Origin of the sequence: Polynucleobacter sp. MWH-P3-07-1 (assembly GCF_018687555.1) — a bacterium.
GTDB lineage: Bacteria > Pseudomonadota > Gammaproteobacteria > Burkholderiales > Burkholderiaceae > Polynucleobacter.
This window is the reverse complement of record NZ_CP061296.1, coordinates 554,226-572,107: the sequence shown is the minus strand read 5'-3', so window position 1 is coordinate 572,107 and position 17,882 is coordinate 554,226. Positions and strand designations below refer to the sequence as shown.

The 17,882-nt window shown below is 42.6% G+C and carries 19 protein-coding genes; 3 read left to right on the top strand and 16 right to left on the bottom strand.

The features are described 5' to 3' along the window. Window positions 1-23: 23 nt before the first annotated feature. Window positions 24-524, bottom strand: coding sequence for a hypothetical protein (locus ICU98_RS03045; protein ID WP_068949419.1), 501 nt, complete (start codon window positions 522-524; stop codon window positions 24-26). A gap of 41 nt (window positions 525-565) precedes the next feature. Beyond that, the gene (locus ICU98_RS03040; protein WP_215340413.1) at window positions 566-2,746 is read right to left on the bottom strand and encodes a heavy metal translocating P-type ATPase; all 2,181 of its coding nucleotides are present in this window, start codon (window positions 2,744-2,746) and stop codon (window positions 566-568) included. A 98-nt stretch (window positions 2,747-2,844) separates the two neighbouring features. Here ICU98_RS03040 and cadR point away from each other — a divergent pair, with 98 nt between their 5' ends. Beyond that, window positions 2,845-3,243: a Cd(II)/Pb(II)-responsive transcriptional regulator gene (gene cadR / locus ICU98_RS03035; protein WP_068949421.1), complete on the top strand. Its 399-nt coding sequence runs from the start codon at window positions 2,845-2,847 to the stop codon at window positions 3,241-3,243. Between the two features lie 137 nt (window positions 3,244-3,380). Here cadR and ICU98_RS03030 read toward each other — a convergent pair whose 3' ends face one another. From ICU98_RS03030 to ICU98_RS03010, 5 genes are all read right to left on the bottom strand, one after another. Further along, a complete protein-coding gene (locus ICU98_RS03030) occupies window positions 3,381-4,067 on the bottom strand; it encodes a hypothetical protein (protein WP_215352695.1) in 687 nt (228 codons plus the stop codon). Window positions 4,068-4,208: 141 nt separating this feature from the next. Further along, a complete protein-coding gene (locus ICU98_RS03025; RefSeq protein WP_215352694.1) occupies window positions 4,209-4,820 on the bottom strand; it encodes a hypothetical protein in 612 nt (203 codons plus the stop codon). Between the two features lie 802 nt (window positions 4,821-5,622). Further along, window positions 5,623-7,071 (bottom strand): integrase family protein, encoded by a 1,449-nt coding sequence (locus ICU98_RS03020; RefSeq protein ID WP_215352693.1) that lies wholly within the window; start codon window positions 7,069-7,071, stop codon window positions 5,623-5,625. Between the two features lie 302 nt (window positions 7,072-7,373). Beyond that, the gene (locus tag ICU98_RS03015; RefSeq protein ID WP_215352692.1) at window positions 7,374-7,748 is read right to left on the bottom strand and encodes a hypothetical protein; all 375 of its coding nucleotides are present in this window, start codon (window positions 7,746-7,748) and stop codon (window positions 7,374-7,376) included. A 38-nt stretch (window positions 7,749-7,786) separates the two neighbouring features. Then, entirely contained in the window at window positions 7,787-8,443 is a 657-nt protein-coding gene (locus ICU98_RS03010) for a hypothetical protein (RefSeq protein WP_215308840.1), read from the bottom strand. A gap of 91 nt (window positions 8,444-8,534) precedes the next feature. Here ICU98_RS03010 and ICU98_RS03005 point away from each other — a divergent pair, with 91 nt between their 5' ends. After that, window positions 8,535-8,783, top strand: coding sequence for a helix-turn-helix domain-containing protein (locus tag ICU98_RS03005; RefSeq protein ID WP_215308838.1), 249 nt, complete (start codon window positions 8,535-8,537; stop codon window positions 8,781-8,783). 27 nt (window positions 8,784-8,810) lie between these two features. On the opposite strand, the gene ICU98_RS03000 is transcribed toward ICU98_RS03005, so the two are convergent. From ICU98_RS03000 to ICU98_RS02965, 8 genes are all read right to left on the bottom strand, one after another. Beyond that, window positions 8,811-9,482, bottom strand: coding sequence for a hypothetical protein (locus tag ICU98_RS03000; protein WP_215308836.1), 672 nt, complete (start codon window positions 9,480-9,482; stop codon window positions 8,811-8,813). Window positions 9,483-9,594: 112 nt separating this feature from the next. After that, window positions 9,595-10,077, bottom strand: coding sequence for a hypothetical protein (locus tag ICU98_RS02995; RefSeq protein ID WP_215352690.1), 483 nt, complete (start codon window positions 10,075-10,077; stop codon window positions 9,595-9,597). Window positions 10,078-10,128: 51 nt separating this feature from the next. Next, window positions 10,129-10,602, bottom strand: a complete 474-nt coding sequence (locus tag ICU98_RS02990) for a P27 family phage terminase small subunit (protein ID WP_215308832.1) — start codon at window positions 10,600-10,602, stop codon at window positions 10,129-10,131. 257 nt (window positions 10,603-10,859) lie between these two features. Beyond that, a complete protein-coding gene (locus ICU98_RS02985) occupies window positions 10,860-11,906 on the bottom strand; it encodes an AAA family ATPase (protein ID WP_215352689.1) in 1,047 nt (348 codons plus the stop codon). Continuing rightward, window positions 11,903-12,727, bottom strand: coding sequence for a toprim domain-containing protein (locus ICU98_RS02980; protein WP_215352687.1), 825 nt, complete (start codon window positions 12,725-12,727; stop codon window positions 11,903-11,905). The genes ICU98_RS02985 and ICU98_RS02980 overlap by 4 nt, the downstream gene beginning before the upstream one ends. Continuing rightward, entirely contained in the window at window positions 12,720-12,893 is a 174-nt protein-coding gene (locus tag ICU98_RS02975; protein WP_215352686.1) for a hypothetical protein, read from the bottom strand. The genes ICU98_RS02980 and ICU98_RS02975 overlap by 8 nt, the downstream gene beginning before the upstream one ends. Beyond that, window positions 12,890-13,114, bottom strand: coding sequence for a hypothetical protein (locus tag ICU98_RS02970; RefSeq protein WP_215352685.1), 225 nt, complete (start codon window positions 13,112-13,114; stop codon window positions 12,890-12,892). Before ICU98_RS02970 ends, ICU98_RS02975 begins: the two co-directional genes overlap by 4 nt. 199 nt (window positions 13,115-13,313) lie before the next feature. Continuing rightward, window positions 13,314-14,651 (bottom strand): tyrosine-type recombinase/integrase, encoded by a 1,338-nt coding sequence (locus ICU98_RS02965; protein WP_215352684.1) that lies wholly within the window; start codon window positions 14,649-14,651, stop codon window positions 13,314-13,316. A 374-nt stretch (window positions 14,652-15,025) separates the two neighbouring features. Here ICU98_RS02965 and ICU98_RS02960 point away from each other — a divergent pair, with 374 nt between their 5' ends. Continuing rightward, a complete protein-coding gene (locus ICU98_RS02960; RefSeq protein WP_215352683.1) occupies window positions 15,026-15,427 on the top strand; it encodes a hypothetical protein in 402 nt (133 codons plus the stop codon). Between the two features lie 20 nt (window positions 15,428-15,447). Here ICU98_RS02960 and ICU98_RS02955 read toward each other — a convergent pair whose 3' ends face one another. Next, window positions 15,448-17,811 carry a DNA internalization-related competence protein ComEC/Rec2 gene (locus tag ICU98_RS02955; RefSeq protein WP_251365375.1) on the bottom strand — a complete coding sequence of 788 codons (2,364 nt, stop codon included), beginning with the start codon at window positions 17,809-17,811 and terminating at the stop codon, window positions 15,448-15,450. Window positions 17,812-17,882 lie beyond the last annotated feature (71 nt).

Below are 17,882 nucleotides of genomic sequence, written 5' to 3'. Positions count from 1 at the left end.
TAACTCATCCCCCTAGTGTGTTACTACCTTGACCGATCCATCCACATATAGTTCTGCTGCATCATTTGGTTCATCATGTTCTGCTGCATACCCATGTATTGATCCATCATGTATTGGCGTTGCTTTAACTGCTCAGGTGTTAATTTAGAGTAATAGGGGCCCATACCATTCCAACCCATCATGTGTCCACCCATCATGCCGCCGTTACCACCACAACAACCCATCATTCCCGAACCCCACATGCCTTGCATCATATTCATGTTGCCCTGCATTGTGCTCCAGTGAGCCTGCATCAGCTTTTGCCTTTCTTGCGGATCTTGAGTTGCACGGATCTGATCCATCTGCTGTTGCATCTTTTTAAAGTTCTCTTGAATTTGAGCGGCTTGCTTATCAAACTCCGCTACATCAACATTTTTTTGTTGTGTCTGTGAGGCTTTAGTGCCCGCCCCTGCTGTTTGCGCCAAAACGGGCGCACTTAGTAAAACACCTAAACTTAAAATCGCAACCCATCCTAGCTTTTTCATTTTAGTACTCCTTGAGTTAACTGCTTGATATGAACTAACACCTAGCTTCTTAATAACCGCAATCCATTTGCCACTACTAGCAAGCTCGCACCCATATCCGCAAATACCGCCATCCACATCGTGGCTTGCCCTGTAAAGGTAAGCACAAGGAAAATAGCTTTAATGCCAAGAGCAAGAACAATGTTTTGAGTCAGAATTAGAGCGGTTGATTTGGATAGCCGAATAAAGGTAGCAATCTTGCGTAAATCATCATCCATTAGCGCAACATCAGCAGTCTCTATCGCAGTATCGGTTCCAGCCGCCCCCATCGCAAATCCAATACTTGCTCTTGCTAAAGCGGGGGCATCATTAATGCCATCTCCAACCATGCCTACCTTTACATTGGGATCCTTTTTTAGGCGACTGTCAATTATTTTGAGCTTATCTTCAGGCAATAAATTACCCATAATCTCATCGACACCCACCTGTTTACCTATTGCCTTAGCGGTGTGCTGATTGTCACCAGTGAGCATGATGGTAGTCACGCCTAATTGGTGAAGCTCATCAATAGCCTGCTTGCTTGTTTCTCTAACAGTATCGGCCACCGCAATAATGGCTAAAACCTCTGTTTGGTTGGTAAGCAATACGGCCGTTTTGCCTTGCTGCTCTAGTGGTAATAAACGATTCTCAATATCATCAGAGCACAAACCCAATTCTTCAATCAGTCGATGATTGCCAAGGTAATACAAATTACCCTCAATAACGCCTTTGACACCGCGACCCAGAATCGCCTCAAAGCTATCTACAGTCTTTAAATCATTCTTTTGCTCTTGATTAGCATGGGCAATTGCTAGAGATACGGGATGATCAGATCGCGCTGCAAGACTGATGGCAATTTCGTGAATATGCTTGTCATTGCTACTTAATGCAAAAAAGTCCGTTTGTGCAGGCTTCCCGTAGGTTAGTGTCCCTGTCTTATCTACTGCTAAGACCTTCATGCTCCGTCCTGCTTCTAAAAAAGCGCCTCCTTTAATTAAGATGCCTTTTCTTGCAGCGGCTGCTAAGCCACTCACAATCGTTACTGGTGTTGAGATCACCAAAGCACAAGGGCAGGCAATCACTAACATGACTAATGCTTTATAGATCCACTCTTGCCATGACTGCGCCATTAACAATGGAGGCAAAACAGCGACTAATACCGCAAGCAAAAAAACAGCTGGCGTATAGATCTTGGCGAATTGATCAACAAAACGCTGGGTGGGCGCACGACTTCCTTGCGCTGCTTCAACTGCATGAATAATTCGAGCTAGCGTTGAATGAGTCGCTTCTGCAGTAACTTTGTATTCGAACGATCCTGTCTGATTGATCGTTCCTGCAAATACCTCATCGCCAACTATCTTATCGACGGGTAGGCTCTCACCCGTGATTGGCGCTTGATTTACTGCCGAGTTACCACTTATTAATATGCCGTCTAAAGCTATTCGCTCTCCAGGACGCACTCGAACTAAAGCACCTAAAGCAATAGCCTTTACATCCGTTAGCACCCAAGAGCCATCGGCTTGCTGAACGGTTGCGGTTTCAGGGGTGAGGTCTAATAAGCCACGAATCGCATTACGAGCACGATCTAATGACTTGGCTTCAATTACTTCAGCTAGAGTAAATAAGAACATCACCATGGCGGCTTCTGGCCAACTTCCAATCGCCATCGCGCCTGTGACTGCAATTGACATTAAGGCATTGATATTGAGATTGCCATTCTTTAATGCAATCCAGCCCTTTTTATAGGTGGTCAGGCCACCTGAAGCAATTGAGGCGATTACTAGAGCAATGACAATCCACTGATTACCAAGTTGCAGCAATTCCATGATTTCAGCCAAGGTTGCAGTGATACCTGCAACAGCCAATGGCCACCAATTTGTTTTAGGTATAGGCTCAATCGAGCTGTCCTTTGTAGAAGTCTGACCACTTTGTAGCACCGCCTGCATTCCAATTGAACCCAAAGCGGACTCGATAGCGTCAAGTGAGTTGAGATTGTGACCAACCGTGAGTATCCTTTGCATTAAGTTAAAGTCCAGCGACTCAATGCCGCTTACACTAACTAGCTTTTTGCGAATAAGCGCCTCTTCAGTTGGGCAGTCCATATTTTCAATGCGATAGATGGCCTTATTCTTGCTCCGTATCTCAGAAGCCTTTGTCACAGGGGTTGATGTAGAACAACTACAGGAGGTATTGCATTCGCTCATAGCGGAAACCTAAATGATGAAGACATAGAACATTTAACACCCTATAGTAACTATAGAGTCAAGGGATTAGAATAAAAATGTAAAAACTTGGAGGTCAAATGAGAATTGGTGAACTAGCAACAGCCACAGGCACTCAAGTGGAAACTATTCGGTTTTATGAGCAAGAGGGTTTGTTAGCAAAACCGGCTCGATCTGAGGGTAACTTCCGAATCTACGGGGATCAGCACCTGCAACGCCTTACATTTATTCGCCACTGCCGCTCGCTGGACATGACCTTAAGTGAAATTCGTCAATTACTTCGCTTAAAAGATTTGCCCGATGAAAACTGTGATGCAGTAAATGAATTGCTTGATGCCCATATTGAAGGTGTAAGCAATCGAATTAATGAGCTACGCCAACTTGAGCGACAATTAAAGCTGCTCAGAAAACAATGTCATGCGAATCAGGACTCAGCACACTGCGGGATCTTAAATAAATTATCGCTACCCGTGAAGTAAAAAAGAGGTGACACTACCGCCTCTTATTGGCCGAATTTTGACCTTTACGAGCCCCTAAAAGGACTAATTTGAAGGACTGCAATTAACTGAAAAGCAGTCAGATGGCGCTGAGTACCTTCAGTCGCCATCCTTAGTTTTTAACTAAGCTTTGGCCAGTCATCGGCTTCTAGGCGCAAAAGGGCTTCGCTCTTTCCTGATTCAACTTCAGCCGTAGACAACTCAATCGCTAGTTGCTCAGCTAAATCGACGGCACGATTAGCTCTTTCTTCATCTGGCGCCTGTATAGCTAATATTAAAGCTAGGATGAATGCATTCTTACGATGTCTATTATTTTTTTGTATGAAATCTTGGTAATGCAAATCATCCTCTGCATAAGCTACTTGCATCATCGAATATTGCTCTTCTCTTGTCTCAGTGCACCTTAAAAATCCAGGTTCGTCCCAATATTCTGCGTTACAAATATTTGAAAAGTAATTAAATAACTTCTCCTCAATATCTATAAGAATAAGTTCCTCGCCGTCATATTCGGATACTCGACTAACTTTCGTTATTTGAGGGGGAACACTGCCGGCTCCCTCAATTTGCAATGCCTTCATTTTTGCTTGGTCTGCGCACATAAAAAGGGCAGGAGCCTTATAGAGATCATTGCTTTCGTCAAAATAATTGACTTCTAACCAAGTATCGTCATTTATCTCCACCACAGGAACTAAACTATTTCTTCCCTGCATCAGGTTAATTAAGTAGTCTTTGAAGCTGCAAACTTCAATTTTATTTTCCGAGTTAATTGAAAATACTTCTTTCTCTTTTGCTTGTTCGTAGTTCATATCCAAATAATTCATTTAATTTTGCTCTCAAAATGATGATGCTGCATCGACTCCAAAGCGGCGCTCTAAATGCAGTAATCCATAACGACATCAGCGAGTAGTAACTTAGACCACAACGACAGAGTCAAACAACTAAAATCTCTACTTGATACACCCACTACTCCCATTAATGCCGATTTGATTTTCTGGACTTTTAGCCCATTTCAAATAAGCATTAGGTCTATAGTTTTCTAGATGTTGCCCATCAGACCTGTCAATGGGGCGCCAAGTTAATGCAAACCAAGAACACCCCCCACGCAGATTTCCGCCGCGTTTTGTCATATATATAAATCCATGGACACGCAATTCCTTAAGCGCTCGCGTGGCCGTATTTTTTGAAAACCCTCTCTCATCAAGCATGGTTGGCGCAATCCAAATTTGTCCGTTATTCGTGCCAGAATAGAAATGCAATAACTCAACCAACATTGATCGGCCCGAATAACTTAAGTCCTTGTAGGCGCTCGAATTCAATATTTCTGAGCCGATCATGACGAACGGATCTGTCCTTTTTTTCTGCTTATGCTTCGAGAATTTATCTTTTTTGTAGGATCTCTCGTTAACATCAGCCCCCATGGTTCCCCCCAAGCAGCGCGAGCAAGTCAGATCTTCTCCAAGATAAGCGTCCAAAAATTCTAATTGGCTGAATTGGACCAATTCCGAGGCACGCCCACTTTCGAAGAGTTTGGGGAGCTCGATTGAGATATTTTGCTGCATTACTTGTAGTTAGCAACTCGGGTAACTCTAAGTCCTTCTCTTGCGTTTCTGGAGCTGTTAAATTGCTAGCAGCACTGTTGCCTTTAGTTAATAGGGCTGCTTTTTTATCGCCAATGACTTGATTCATTTTTTTATTATCCAATCCCGTTTATGAAAGTTTGGGAGCTAGTTTTACCTAGCTCCATACTCTCCTTAACGGCATAATTTCCAAAAACTTTAATTTAATTTGCACTATTTCTTAAAATAATTTGATCGCCTATCTTTTATGATGAAATTGAGGGGCTCTAGACGGTCGTAAAAAGCGTGGCCACGACTTTGCGACTATTCATCGGGGTTGTAAGGGGGTTGCGAAAAAGTGTCTTGTGCGTACAAAGCTGAACCCACCATTGATACAAGATTGTTAGTTTTATTAGACCCAAATGCAATATGGCCATTACTGCCACTCGATTCTTAGTCTTGCCAATAAAAGACCGAGCAATGTCAATTACCCAGCAATTCAAAAAAAATAGGGGGTCAAATTTGGGGGCATGCTATACCAATTTTGGGATATTGCTGGATAGAATATTTAATCGAGTGAATTAAAAGAAATCCCAATCACTACCAATCAACGCTCGTTCAAATCCCAAATTTAGTGATCTACTAAGATATTGCCATCTAGCCATCCGGAATAGGACGGGATGACAGTATTTATTCAGTAGAGGGACTGTAGCTCAAGCCTGAAGTATGAACTCAATCATTCGGCCTAGAAAAGTTAAGCATTCCCTGGGATCGCTTTTAGGAAAATATTACTCTTACGGATTTCTCAATCTATTGCGACGCTATTAATTGACCCTATTTCATTCAACGCAACTAAATTATTTTTAAATTCAATGCCTGCCTCTTTAAGTAACCAACTCTCATATTTCGAGTGCCAAGCCTCAAGCAACTCCAGAGGACGGTGCTTATAGTGTCGTTCTGCTGTTCCGCTTGGTTTATGCCCCACAATCTGCGCAATAACCCCCACAGGAATTTCCACCCACTCACTTAAAGAAATAAATGATCTCCTAAGTCCGTGCACGGTTACCCGAGGAAAATCAGCTGAGATTGCTATGGCCTTATCTAGAGCGCGGTTGTGTGTACTTGATGGCTCAGTAATATATCCACAATTCGAACCGAGTGAACTAAAGACGTATTTATTACGCTTTGGTAAAGCCATCAGTAATGTCTTGAGGTAGGGAGTAAGAGGAATCCTACGACCCTCTCCCGCCTCCTTATTATCACCTTCGACCTTATCTTTAATCCATAAAGAGTTACGCTCAAAGGAGACATCCTCCCAGCGTAAAGGCGCCATTTCCTCTCTTCTCGCACCGGTAAGGAGAAGGGCTTGGAGATAAGTTTTAGCAATCTGATTATTTTGATTTCTTGCTCCACCTGATTGGCGCTCGACCTCACCTCTCTTAAAGTTTCGGCTCTCAAGACTACAAACAACCTGAAACCATAAAGCTAAATGCCCCCGCTCAAGCGAATCATTTCGCCTGCTCTTTCGGCTTGGTACCTCATCACGCAAAGCCCGAGCATCAATAGCATCAGCATCAATGATGAGCTTGTATTCGGGATTTTGGGCGCACCACCGCCAAAAAGTACGGAACATCTCGAAGCCCTGACGAGCCTTATTCGCCCTCTCCTTTGCCTCTTGTTGTTGCCAATGCACCAAAACATCGGCAGATATATCCCCCATCTTCATAGACAGAATCGGATAGAGGACACCTTGCTTGGTTAATCCTTTGCCTCTAATCTTTAATTCACCACCTTTTTGGGATAGTCTCTCGTGATCCTGGAGGTGGCGCTCTCCCCACTTTTTTCCTCGCTCTATGTGAGGGCGTGACATTTTGTCCTTTTGATAGGCCAAATACACCCCCCAAGCATCCTGGACCAACAACGTCTTAGCTTTCTCGTGGGCACGCTTTGAAGCTGATTCGGCATTTTTAGTTTTATTTAACTCTCTAGGGTCCAAACCTTGATCCGTGAGCGTTTTTAATTTAGTTGCTTCAGCCTGCGCCTTACCGATCGACCAGACTCGAACATCGCCAATAGTTATGCGGATAGTTCTGCCTGAAGCTTTGGTTTGAAAGATGAATGACTTCCGACCCGAGGCATAAACCTTCACTCCCAGTGATGGAACCTTCCCATCCCAATAAAAACAATCAGCCCTCCCTTCAGGGCAGGCAAATGCTGCTACTCGTCCTGCAGTGAAATTTTCCCAATTAGCCATACTAAACTCCAAAAAGTAACCCTATAGTAACCTTATATTGGAGTAACTTAGGAATTCACGGGAATACAAATATTCCAGTTATTTCAAAAATAATCAGATAAATCAGTTATTTATGGAATTACAGGGTTGATTTCTATTGATTTGAATTTCATTTATAACAGGTCTCATAACCCGAAGGTCGTAGGTTCAAATCCTGCCCCCGCAACCAGTATTCATAAGGCTTCTAGGTTAATCGACTTGGAAGCCTTTTTTGATTTTTGGGCATTGTGTAGGCACAGTGTAGGCATTTTTTGGGAATATTGTTACTTTATAAAGAAAGTATTCACAATTTCACCTCGCCTAAAGTAGTCGGTCTGAAGTTCAATTTTTTTAGCCCCTAGGATGGCATCGTAGCAATCAGGCATATAAGAACGACCACAAAACACTAAGGTGTCCATTTTGTCGCCCTGAGAGCCTACATAGTCCTCAAAGTATTTACCATCGACCTTAATGCCCTTTAACGAATTCAGCACCATTCCTCTATGCCGAAAGACAATCTGCTCTTGCTGGGGGTCAATCCAAATCTCAGCCCCATTGCCTGCCTTTTTAACTAAGAAGGTATTTTTCTCACCCTTGAAATTGGTTGAGGTCTCTTTTTTCCAGTCGGCATTTGCATTGCCAAGAAAGAGGGTTGGCATAAGCAGAATATATAGGCCGATTAAGGAGGGCTTGAATTTCATTTCGCCATCTTTAAAACACATTGACCAAAAGACTCAGTGCCAGCTTTAAATCCTAATTCAATACACTTCCCCTTTGCTTGCTCCATGCTTGCAGTATTGGAGCTTGCCGTTGATTTAGATACACTTGCCTCATTATCAAGAGCCTTCATCTTTGAGTTAATGCAAAGATTAAAAATTTCATTCTGTCGCATACCCACCTCAATCCCACCAACAATTGCAGAACTGAACTGTCTATTTACATTCGCTCCGTTGTATTCAACCGAACTATTTGGATTGGCTCTGGATACTGCCTCATACTGGCACTCAGCTTGAAATCTAGCCATCTGAGAGCCTTTATCTTTTCCTTGTTGATTGGCATTTTGTCGCCAAGTATAAAAATCAGCCTTACTCATTTTTCCAGACTCATACTGCTTAGCCATCACGATGCCCTCTGAATATGTAGTCACCATGAATGATTTGCTTGGGACAGTATCGGGAAGTCTTTGAACCTTTTCTAACATCCCTTGGTAGTAATCGCTCCATTGAATTTGCCCTGCTTCGGCTTTGGCAAGATTCTCATTACTGTATCTAGTCAGATACTCCATCATTCTCTGCTCTGTAGTCGCACAACCAATAGTCAATGCAAGCAGAAATAAACAGATAAGTTTTTTCATATTGAAAACCTTGGCTAATTAATAATGAATTCTTTAATTCACAATATATTGTGAAGACTTAGTGTATCAACTAAGTCAAAGTTTGCCCATTATGTTGGGCAAAAATAAACCATCCTCCCCCACTACGGCTTTTGGTATTTCCCTGAGGGAATTCCGAAAAAAGGCAGGCTTTACCCAAGAGGAGTTAGCTTTTGAGGCTGGAATTGAAAGAAACTATGTCAGCCTCATTGAATTAGGCAGAAATCAGCCATCAATTTCAGTAGTTTTCAAACTTGCATCAGCACTAAATATCAAGCCATCAAAACTAATCATGGCAACTGAAAAACAAGTATTGGAATAAGGGGGTCTCCCCCCCTTGGTCTACAAATCAAACCCGATAGATTTCAGAGCTAGGTGCAAAACCCATTGCCCTAACCAAATCCTCATCCGATATATCGGAAGCCTTTAGATGGGCTAAAGGTGCATATTCCTTTTTGCAAGCCTCGGTTTTCTCAGCCCAATAATCACCAGTATTGGAGTTGAGATACACAATTGCAAACCTACCCCTCTTCACCCTGTCGTAGCCTGTCTTGGTAGAGCAAGCTTCACTACCAGCCAGATTAAATACCAGTCGATTGTTCTGGCTTTGATTAAGCCCAATGGTTGCCTCAACGCTTTCAATAGAGCCCTCATTTAATGCGACTAGAGTTGCAAGCCTTTTAGTCTTTAGAGTCCCACTATATTCATCCACGCCATAGTGACCCAATACAAGTTGCAAAGAACCATTTTCTGTTTCTGAAGTAACCCTGTCGGCACATACCCAAGCAAACGATTCGCCAAGGTGATGAGAAGTAGTCAGGGCAGCTTTTAGCTTTTTAAGAACCCAGTCTCTATTGTTGTCTCGACTATTAGCCAGACCATGCTTACCATCAAGCCACATTTCATTATTTGCACCAACCTTTACATAGAATCTGGGGGTGTTCACTACATTGACTTTCACACCATCAAATTCACCAGCACTAAAAATCTTTTTCAATGTTTCAAATTCTTGCTTATTCATAATTTCTCCAATTAGTTATTATTGCCCGATTGCCCTTGTGAATCACTCACTTGGGCTTTTTAGGTAAGGAATATCAAAAAAACCTAAAAGCACATCAGGCAAGCACTAGTTATTAAAGTAAGTTGAACCTTTTGCTGAAGTTCAATGCCACCCTCTTAATTCCCTCATCACAATGCAGATGAACTCTTTGAACTTGATAGGGGTCAAGTTGTTTCATTGATGAGATGCAAGATTGGGTTAGCAAGGCTATTGATTCGGCTTGAGTTGCCTTCCCTTTTTCAAAAATGGATTTAACCCATCCATACTTCTTAACCTCCTCTGGGCTTTTGGTCTGAGCAACAAACTCCTCATAAGGATTTAATTTGCTAGATAAGGCTTTGACTATGGTTCTCGATTGCTTGTCAGACCGAATCTCAGTCTTTTTAAGCATCTGCATGGATTTGAGTTGAGCATTTGTCTTGGCTACTGCATCAGCCTTGGCAGAGTCAGCCTTACTTTTCGATTCCAATAACCTTTTGAGTTCAGCAACAGTAATGCCATGAATGGCACAACTTCTTCTCATCAGGCTTACTTCTTCTAGGTGAGTTAATTTCATAAAACAATCCTTTAAATTTAAGTCCCAGAAAGGCTCAAGGACTTGGGTTAATTAGGTCTTATCTTTTTTTGTATATGGGAATGGCAGGATGTCGAATACCGACTTTTCAGGCATTTGAATGGTTGTAGTTGGCAGTCTGCTTGCTGGGGTCAAGCCAAGCTCTCTGCTTAACTTGATAATGTTCTGAGTTGCTATATCTGCAACCTTTAGCCAAGGATTCTTCTTGCCATTGACCACTATCTCAGAGCCAGCATCAATAAAGCCAGCTATAGCATCGCAGTAGGTTTGCATCTCACAAGCCAAGAAATAGACTTGATATTGGTGGGATGGAAGTTCAAAACCATAGACCCTATCAATGAAATTCATTGTTTCTTCTACAAATTTCAACTTATTAAAGGCTTTTGGGTCATCAACCCAATCAGCTTTGGGGATAGGCTTTCTCATATCGGCTGGAATTTCAGCTAACTTGGTTTTGACTCTAATGTTGAGTGCTTTTCTAATTTCGATGGGTGTTTTATATCGCATGATTTTTCCTTGAATTGGACATTTGCAGAAGATTGGTAGCCGACTTGCTTAAGAAACTGCCCCAATATTTTTTAGTTTCTAGCCTGTCTTTTAACTTCCAAGCCATTAGTGATTGAATGGATGGGGGTGTAGTCAAAACATAAATATTCAGTAACTTATGAAAGTATTGAAAGTCCTGAAACTTATGAAACTTCCTTATATCTACTGATAGTTTTAGAAGTTTTAGAGGTTTTAGAAGTTGTAGAAGTTCCATGTTTTTAGACCCCCCACTCTTTCCGCAACTGCTCTGCATAGTCTGGGTCAATGACTCCATACTTAAAGCCAATAGTTGAGGCTGGGCTTGCTGTCCACTTTGGGTCTGGAGACTTGCCAGCACAATATCTTCTAAGAACTGCATCAATGCGACTTCGACTAAAGCCAACCTTGTTATCTATTGCAATGGTTCGCAACTCAGTAGCAGTCTTGGATATAGGGGTTATATGCTCCAAGATGAACTTAATCACTTGTTGGTCATCTGCTAGGTTCTTTTGATACTCATTGATTGCCAAGGTATCAACATGGTGGTCAAGCCTCTTAACCTCTCTATCTGAAGTAATCAAGAAACTTTCATCTCGAATATCAGCCCTAGTTTTATCTTTGAGGGTGGAGACTGTAATAGTCCCATCAGGATTTCTAACAGAGATGAGGTAAATCAACTCATCAAAATCATTCCTAAGGTCGCCCGTGCCTTCAAATATTGGCTTGCCCTCTTTGTCATCATGCTTATTGGTATGAGCCAAGCAAATAACTGTGATGCCTTTGGCAGTCAATGTTCTTAACAGAGAATTAAATTGCTTAGATTTGGTCTTATTCATCATGTCCCCAAATTTCTTTAGGGTGTCCAAGACAATGACCACTTTTGAGAAGTCGCCTTCAGCAAGTGATATTTGTCGCAATTCCTCTGTGACCTTTTCGGCAGTCCCATTGGTTAGGTCTGGATTGATGAGGCTATATCCATATTCCATCGCATGAAACTTGTAATCCTTAATATCACTGGCTGAGGCATCGGCATTGATATACATAACCCTGTAACCAGCCTTTGCCATCTCTCCAGCAATATGAACCATTAAGGTGGTTTTACCCCCATTGGCTTTGCTGCAAATAACCACCATATGCCCTTCAGGGATGAGTTGTCGCCATGCAAACTTGGCATCGGCAATGTTTTGAATAATTTCTTCAGTAACTTCCATGGATAAAAGTCCTTTAAATGGGTCGCTGTTTAGAAAAACAACTTTTTGCTCCAGTAATTTTTCAAGTTGGCTCATAAAGTCACCCCATGAGAGAAGTAATCATTCCAATCGGTAAAGCCTTGTGGGTTTTCACCGAACTCTGGAATTAGGGTTGAGCCATTGACTGCCTTGGATGCCTTTTCTGCATATTCCCTACCAACAGAATCAGCATCTCCAGCAATCACAATCTGGACTTGTGGAAGTTGCTTTCTTAATTCGGTTGCGACCTTAATTAAGTTGCCAGCATTGAAAGCCACAATAGTTAGGCATTGGGTATCTTCATAAACAGAGGCAGAAGTTGCATATCCCTCGCATATGTAAATGGGCTTGCCTTGCCGAATCTCACCAATAAAGTGACATCCACCTTGCATCTGTCCACCCCTTAGAAACTTCTTGCCACCATTCGCATCAATGAATTGAATAGATTGAAAGTCGCCTAAGACTGAATAAACAGGAATCAACAAATATCCATCAAGTGCTTTTATTCCATAAGGCTTAACCTTCTTCTTAACCAAGTAGGGATGACTCTCAGGGGCATTTAAAGCCTTGCTAAAGAGTTCTACTGCCTCTTTTGAAGCATTGGCATAAGCGATTCTTTGTTTCGCATCATGGGCTTGTTTAAGCCTTTCTGATTCTTGCTTTCGCTTTGCATAATCACTTGGGTTGGCTGAATCTTGGTCTGCAAACCAAAAGAATTTCTCATTGGTTCGCCAATCATGCAGATAGCCAGCAAGACCATCATCAAATAATTTTGCTGAGACTGAATTGTTGCGACCAAATCGAATGAATTTGCCAGCATGAATTTCAGACTTTGGTTCAAACCCATGAGACCGAATGAAATCTTGGAAGTTATTCATCACTCAAACCTCCGACTGAAATTAACCAGTCAGCTAGGCACAATGGAATCAATCCATAGCAAGCCAATTGCACTACTACTTGTTTGAGTTTTGCTTTAAAATTGAGACTGTTAGTTGTAGTAACTAAGCCTAGTCCGCCACTAGGCTTTTTTATTTGGGGTCTCATAGTGATTCCCCTCTTAGCAACTTTGCAATATCTTCAACTGCAAACTGCAATCTACCGCCTATCTTTACTGGCTTTGCACCATGAAAAGAGCCTGTCTGGCAAATCTTCTTTCTAATTGTCTGGACTTGGGTATTGGTTACCAGTCCGACCTCTGTCGCCAATAGCAAATCTCTACCATTGGCAATTTTTCGCAAACCATCTGGAATTTCTGTGTTCATCATTTACTCCACACATAAAGCAGTTGATTCCTCGCCACATGGGGGAATCTAGTCTTGTCTTGTTGTGTGAAGGCACTTAAAGAAGTGCTACTTCGATGAAACTTTTATCTTATGTAGGCATATCACTTCATGCCATGGGTTAATTGTAAACAACTATTCCAGTTTTTCAATGTCTGGTCATGTTTATTTCAAAAATAATTTATTAAGTTTGCTTAACTTCTTGTAATACTTCTGTTGGCAAAGGAATACCAGCCTCAGTTAAAAGCCAATTCACATAACCATCATGCCACTTCGCAAGCAACTCAATTGGAATCTCCAAGTAATGCTTATCTCTAATACTTTGTGGAGCATGACCTTGAATCCTAGCCCCAGCACCATCAGGTTGTTCAGCCCAAATAAATAAAGATGCAAAAGACCTTCTTAGACCATGAATAGATAAGTGGGGGATGCCAGCCAGATTTATGGCTTGATTGTGAGCAATTCTTGGCTCGGTAATGAATCCATCTTTCGCCTCTAGGCTACTGAATACAAACTCATTTCGCCTTGGTAGTGAGTCAATCAACTGCTCCATGTATCGGTTTAATGGAATATAGCGACCCTCAGTCTTAATCTTGTCCTTTAGCCAAACTGTCTTGGCTTTGAAGTCCACATCAGCCCATTTAAGGGCAATCAATTCGCCCCTTCTAGCCCCTGTAATCAATAGGCATTGGAGATATACAGAGATAACCTTATTGGATATTTTTTGAACTGCCTTAAACCAGTCGGCAATATTATTTTTTCGCAAGACATCGCCATCCTTCTTGCTGTTTTTGCTGGGTAGGATAGCCAAGAGACTATCTTCGGCTACTGCATCCTTATTCACAATGTCTTTGTAATTTTTATCCTTGGCACACCAATTCCAAAAAGTTCTAAACATTTGAAAGCCTTGCCTTGCATTGTTAGGTCTGGTGGTTCTTTCTGTGTTGAGCCAATCCTTCAAGACTTCTGGAGTTATTTCAGACAGCTTTAATTGCAGTAATGGATATAGAACTCCTTGGACTGTGACCCCTTTCCCCCTCTTGTGAGGGATGCCACCTTCCTGAGTCATATTGAGGTGGTCTTGAAGATGCCTCTCGCCCCACTTCTTACCTTTAGCCAAACCCTTTAGTGGCATAAGTGACTTTTGATGTTTGATGTAATCATCCCAAGCATCTTTGACCAAGACCTTTTCTCTATCTGCCTGAACCTTGGCTTTTGCCCTTTTCTCATGTCCAAGGATTTCTTTTTCCTTGAGGATGTCTCTAGGGTCATTGCCTTTATTAAATTCAGCCCTCTGCTCAGTAGCCCATGCCCTAGCCAAATCAAGGTCTAGTTCATTCTTGAAAGAAAGGCGAATGGTTTTGCCATGCAATCGCTGTTCATAGATGAAGGCTTGCTTGCTTCTGGTAACCCTCAAACCAAGCCCCTTTTGCTCGGTATCCCAATAAAGGGTCTGCTTAGTGCCTTCTCGCCAGATAAGTCCTTTGATGTTGGCTCTAGTGAATTTAAGGGTGGTTTCCATCGAATTTAGACCTTTTTGGCTGTGTAGGCACTGTGTAGGCAAATTCTAGCAACATTTGGGAAAATTGGGGAATAATTCGGAATAACCTATAAGCCATGTATTTATTTGGTTTAGGCTTATACTTACTGGGGATTTGAGGTTTTATAAGGACTTGAAAAGAGCCACTTTCTCGGGCTCATAACCCGAAGGTCGTAGGTTCAAATCCTGCCCCCGCAACCAAATTAGCTATATAGAACAGAGGGATACGAAAGTATCCCTTTTCTATTCCTGCATATATAGCATCCTAGCCTAGATATTCATCTCGGGCTCGTCTAAGATATGATTACAAAAAGAATAATCAATATCCGTTTGACCCAATCAGACTAGGGGCTGAGATGAAAAAATATTTACTGTTATCCGTCTTTTTATTGCTTGCTTGCTCAAAGGGCTCGCAAACTAGCTTTTCACTCGACTGTGAAGGCACCTACACCGAAATATCAGACTCCGGATCTATCATCCGCACAACTCAACAGAAGCGACACTACGAGATTGATGCCAATCAAATGTCTGAGAGGAGTTGCGTCAAAGATGGCTTGGTACTTAATTGCTATAGAGAAATTGAATATCCCAATTTGCAAAGAACAAAAGAGCAATTGCTCTACAACACAGCTGATTATTCTTTAAGTGATGGGGTTACCCGAATTGGGGTTGATGCCGCAACTGGAAAACCCATCTTCATTAAAACAGAATTGTTCAGAACAACCTGCCCAATGACGGTTAAACGATCAAAACAGTAATCAGAATTTTGGCTTAGGATTTATTTCCTATGCCATATCCTTGCTTCCTGAAATCGCCAATCGATCTTTGAGATTGCACTCGATCCGAAACTCCAAATCTGAGCGCCCGTCTTTGGCGTTTGATAAAACGGAATATTCAAGCCCTGATAGCGCTGGGTAACTGTTGGATGCGGATGTCCATAGCGGTTTAAATGTCCGTTTTGAGCAAATGCTTGACTTGGATTAAGCGCCTCAAGCAAACCAACTGAAGAGGATGTTTTGCTCCCATGGTGAGGCGCCATGAAAATCACTTCCTTGTCATTACTTTTCGAATACCCCTCATTGGCCAACCTTCTGACAATTTCCGCTTCGCCATATTTCTCAACATCTCCAGTCATCCATAAAGAATAGCGATCATTACTGATTTCCAAAACACAACTCATTTCATTGGGTTTCATCGGATACTCAAGCTCAAAGTTGGTGCCCTCCTCTGGATGCCATACTTTAAATGTCACCCTATCCCACTCCCATTGCTGACCATAACGACATGGCAGGGCTGAAATAGATCTTCTATTCAGATTGCTTAATAAGGGATTGTTTTCTGGTAATGATCCCATCATCGAACGAAACCGTATCTCCTTGAGTAAGGATGTAGCTCCACCAATATGGTCGCTATCGCTGTGACTAATTACCAAGCGATCAATCTCATGAATGCCACTTCCTAGTAAAAAAGGAATAATGACCCGCCTACCTGCATCATCCTTCATTCCGTGAGTTGGGCCGGTGTCATAGAGCAGCGTCTTTGTCGCTGTCTCAATCAACACTGCTGTTACCTGCCCAATGTCTAAGACGGTTGCCCTAAACTGCCCGGGCTTGAGATGGGGTAATGGTGGAATAAATAAAACACTGGATAAGCAAGCTCCGCATACCCGTGACTTCCAGCTATCCAGCAAATCTCCAGGTCGAATCGCCATAATCACACCAAGGCTGGCAATACTTAATGCCCAGATAGTAGGCTCGTGGGAGCGGTGCACTGCCCACGATAAACCAGCAAATTTTGTTAATGCGATCCCCAAATACTCCATTGATAAATGAGCTAGTTTTAAAAACCATTCTCCCAACCACTCGGGTAAAAGAGCGCCGGCGATAGCAAAAGGAGTGACTACATAACTCACCACCGGAATCGCCAAAGTATTTGCAATGGGCGACACAATCGAGGTTTGATAGAACCAATAATAAGTAAGCGGGAGCAAGGCAATGGTTACCACTGCTTGCACCCGACAAGCTTCCGATAAGGCCATCCTAATACGGTCTTGCCAAACACTATCAAACTCTTTACCAGTGGGAATACCCAATAAGCCCTTTGCGTCTTTCATGGAATAGAGAATGGCAGCTACAGCACCAAAGGAGAGCCAAAAGCCAGGCGTGTAGGGCGCCATTGGATCAATCAGCAAAACAAAAAAGAGGGCCCACCACCAAATATCAAACGATCGGGGATTGCGGCCATTCCATAAAGCAAAGGCTACTACCCCAACCATATACATCGTTCTTTGTGCTGGTATCTGGAAGCCCGCCAACCAGGTGTAGATAAAAGCAGTGAGAAAGCCGATGATTGCTGCGACTTTAGCAACCGGGATATAAAGCGGTAATGATCTCCTGCGCCATACCTTAGCTGCGATCACTGCCCCCACCCCAGCTAACATAGTGACATGCAAGCCCGAGATTGAAATTAAATGTCCAATGCCGGTTGCATTGAATATTCGCCAATCATCTTGTTCGATCGCATTTTGATCACCTAGCACCAGAGCCACTAACACTCCTTGGTAGCGGGCATCCTTAGGCAGTAAACGCTGAATTTTCTCACGCAACTGCCACCGCTTGCGCTCCATACCCAAACGAAAATCGAACCAGCCAATCGCATTAGTCTCCAGTAACTCACCTGACCGAACCGATCCAGTAGCACCGTAATCCTGTTGAAATGCCCAACGTTCAAAGTCAAATGTATGGGGATTGAGCAAACCATAGGGCTGCTTTAACTTCACCTTGAATTTCCAACGCTGCCCCGGAATGATTTCAGGAATGGTATTCGTATTTTTCCAAGCAGGATTCCAACTAAGATAAATCCGCGGAGTAAATACTTCTGTGTTTTCTCGCGAAGTACTTTTCTCTACTTCAAACGCAAATCTGCTTCCCTGCGAATTCCCTTGGGGCAAGGCATCTACCCGGCCGATCAGCTCGAACTCTGCGCCATCCAATGAGTTAGGCAAAACATGGTCTAACCGTTGATCAGCATAGTAGGCATTCCAACAGAACCCAAGCGTAAAAGCCAGAATGATGACTAATACAAGCTTGATCTGAGGATGACCGAGGTAAAAGATTGCTAGCAACAATAGCGCTGTCAACACTGATGCGATCGAGAGATAGTTTGCCGGCACCGCAGGCAAAAATAGAAGAAGAGATCCCCCGGCGATAAACG

Bases quoted from the DNA above. Each gene is read 5' to 3' on its own strand.
- ICU98_RS02995 (WP_215352690.1), bottom strand. From the start codon at position 10,077: ATGAAATTAACTCACCTAGAAGAAGTAAGCCTGATGAGAAGAAGTTGT.
- ICU98_RS03025 (WP_215352694.1), bottom strand. From the start codon at position 4,820: ATGCAGCAAAATATCTCAATCGAGCTCCCCAAACTCTTCGAAAGTGGG.
- ICU98_RS03030 (WP_215352695.1), bottom strand. From the start codon at position 4,067: ATGAACTACGAACAAGCAAAAGAGAAAGAAGTATTTTCAATTAACTCG.
- ICU98_RS02975 (WP_215352686.1), bottom strand. From the start codon at position 12,893: ATGAGACCCCAAATAAAAAAGCCTAGTGGCGGACTAGGCTTAGTTACT.
- ICU98_RS02985 (WP_215352689.1), bottom strand. From the start codon at position 11,906: ATGAGCCAACTTGAAAAATTACTGGAGCAAAAAGTTGTTTTTCTAAAC.
- ICU98_RS02965 (WP_215352684.1), bottom strand. From the start codon at position 14,651: ATGGAAACCACCCTTAAATTCACTAGAGCCAACATCAAAGGACTTATC.
- cadR (WP_068949421.1), top strand. From the start codon at position 2,845: ATGAGAATTGGTGAACTAGCAACAGCCACAGGCACTCAAGTGGAAACT.
- ICU98_RS03045 (WP_068949419.1), bottom strand. From the start codon at position 524: ATGAAAAAGCTAGGATGGGTTGCGATTTTAAGTTTAGGTGTTTTACTA.
- ICU98_RS03005 (WP_215308838.1), top strand. From the start codon at position 8,535: ATGTTGGGCAAAAATAAACCATCCTCCCCCACTACGGCTTTTGGTATT.
- ICU98_RS03010 (WP_215308840.1), bottom strand. From the start codon at position 8,443: ATGAAAAAACTTATCTGTTTATTTCTGCTTGCATTGACTATTGGTTGT.
- ICU98_RS03020 (WP_215352693.1), bottom strand. From the start codon at position 7,071: ATGGCTAATTGGGAAAATTTCACTGCAGGACGAGTAGCAGCATTTGCC.
- ICU98_RS02970 (WP_215352685.1), bottom strand. From the start codon at position 13,114: ATGATGAACACAGAAATTCCAGATGGTTTGCGAAAAATTGCCAATGGT.
- ICU98_RS02990 (WP_215308832.1), bottom strand. From the start codon at position 10,602: ATGCGATATAAAACACCCATCGAAATTAGAAAAGCACTCAACATTAGA.
- ICU98_RS02980 (WP_215352687.1), bottom strand. From the start codon at position 12,727: ATGAATAACTTCCAAGATTTCATTCGGTCTCATGGGTTTGAACCAAAG.
- ICU98_RS03000 (WP_215308836.1), bottom strand. From the start codon at position 9,482: ATGAATAAGCAAGAATTTGAAACATTGAAAAAGATTTTTAGTGCTGGT.
- ICU98_RS02960 (WP_215352683.1), top strand. From the start codon at position 15,026: ATGAAAAAATATTTACTGTTATCCGTCTTTTTATTGCTTGCTTGCTCA.
- ICU98_RS03040 (WP_215340413.1), bottom strand. From the start codon at position 2,746: ATGAGCGAATGCAATACCTCCTGTAGTTGTTCTACATCAACCCCTGTG.
- ICU98_RS03015 (WP_215352692.1), bottom strand. From the start codon at position 7,748: ATGCCAACCCTCTTTCTTGGCAATGCAAATGCCGACTGGAAAAAAGAG.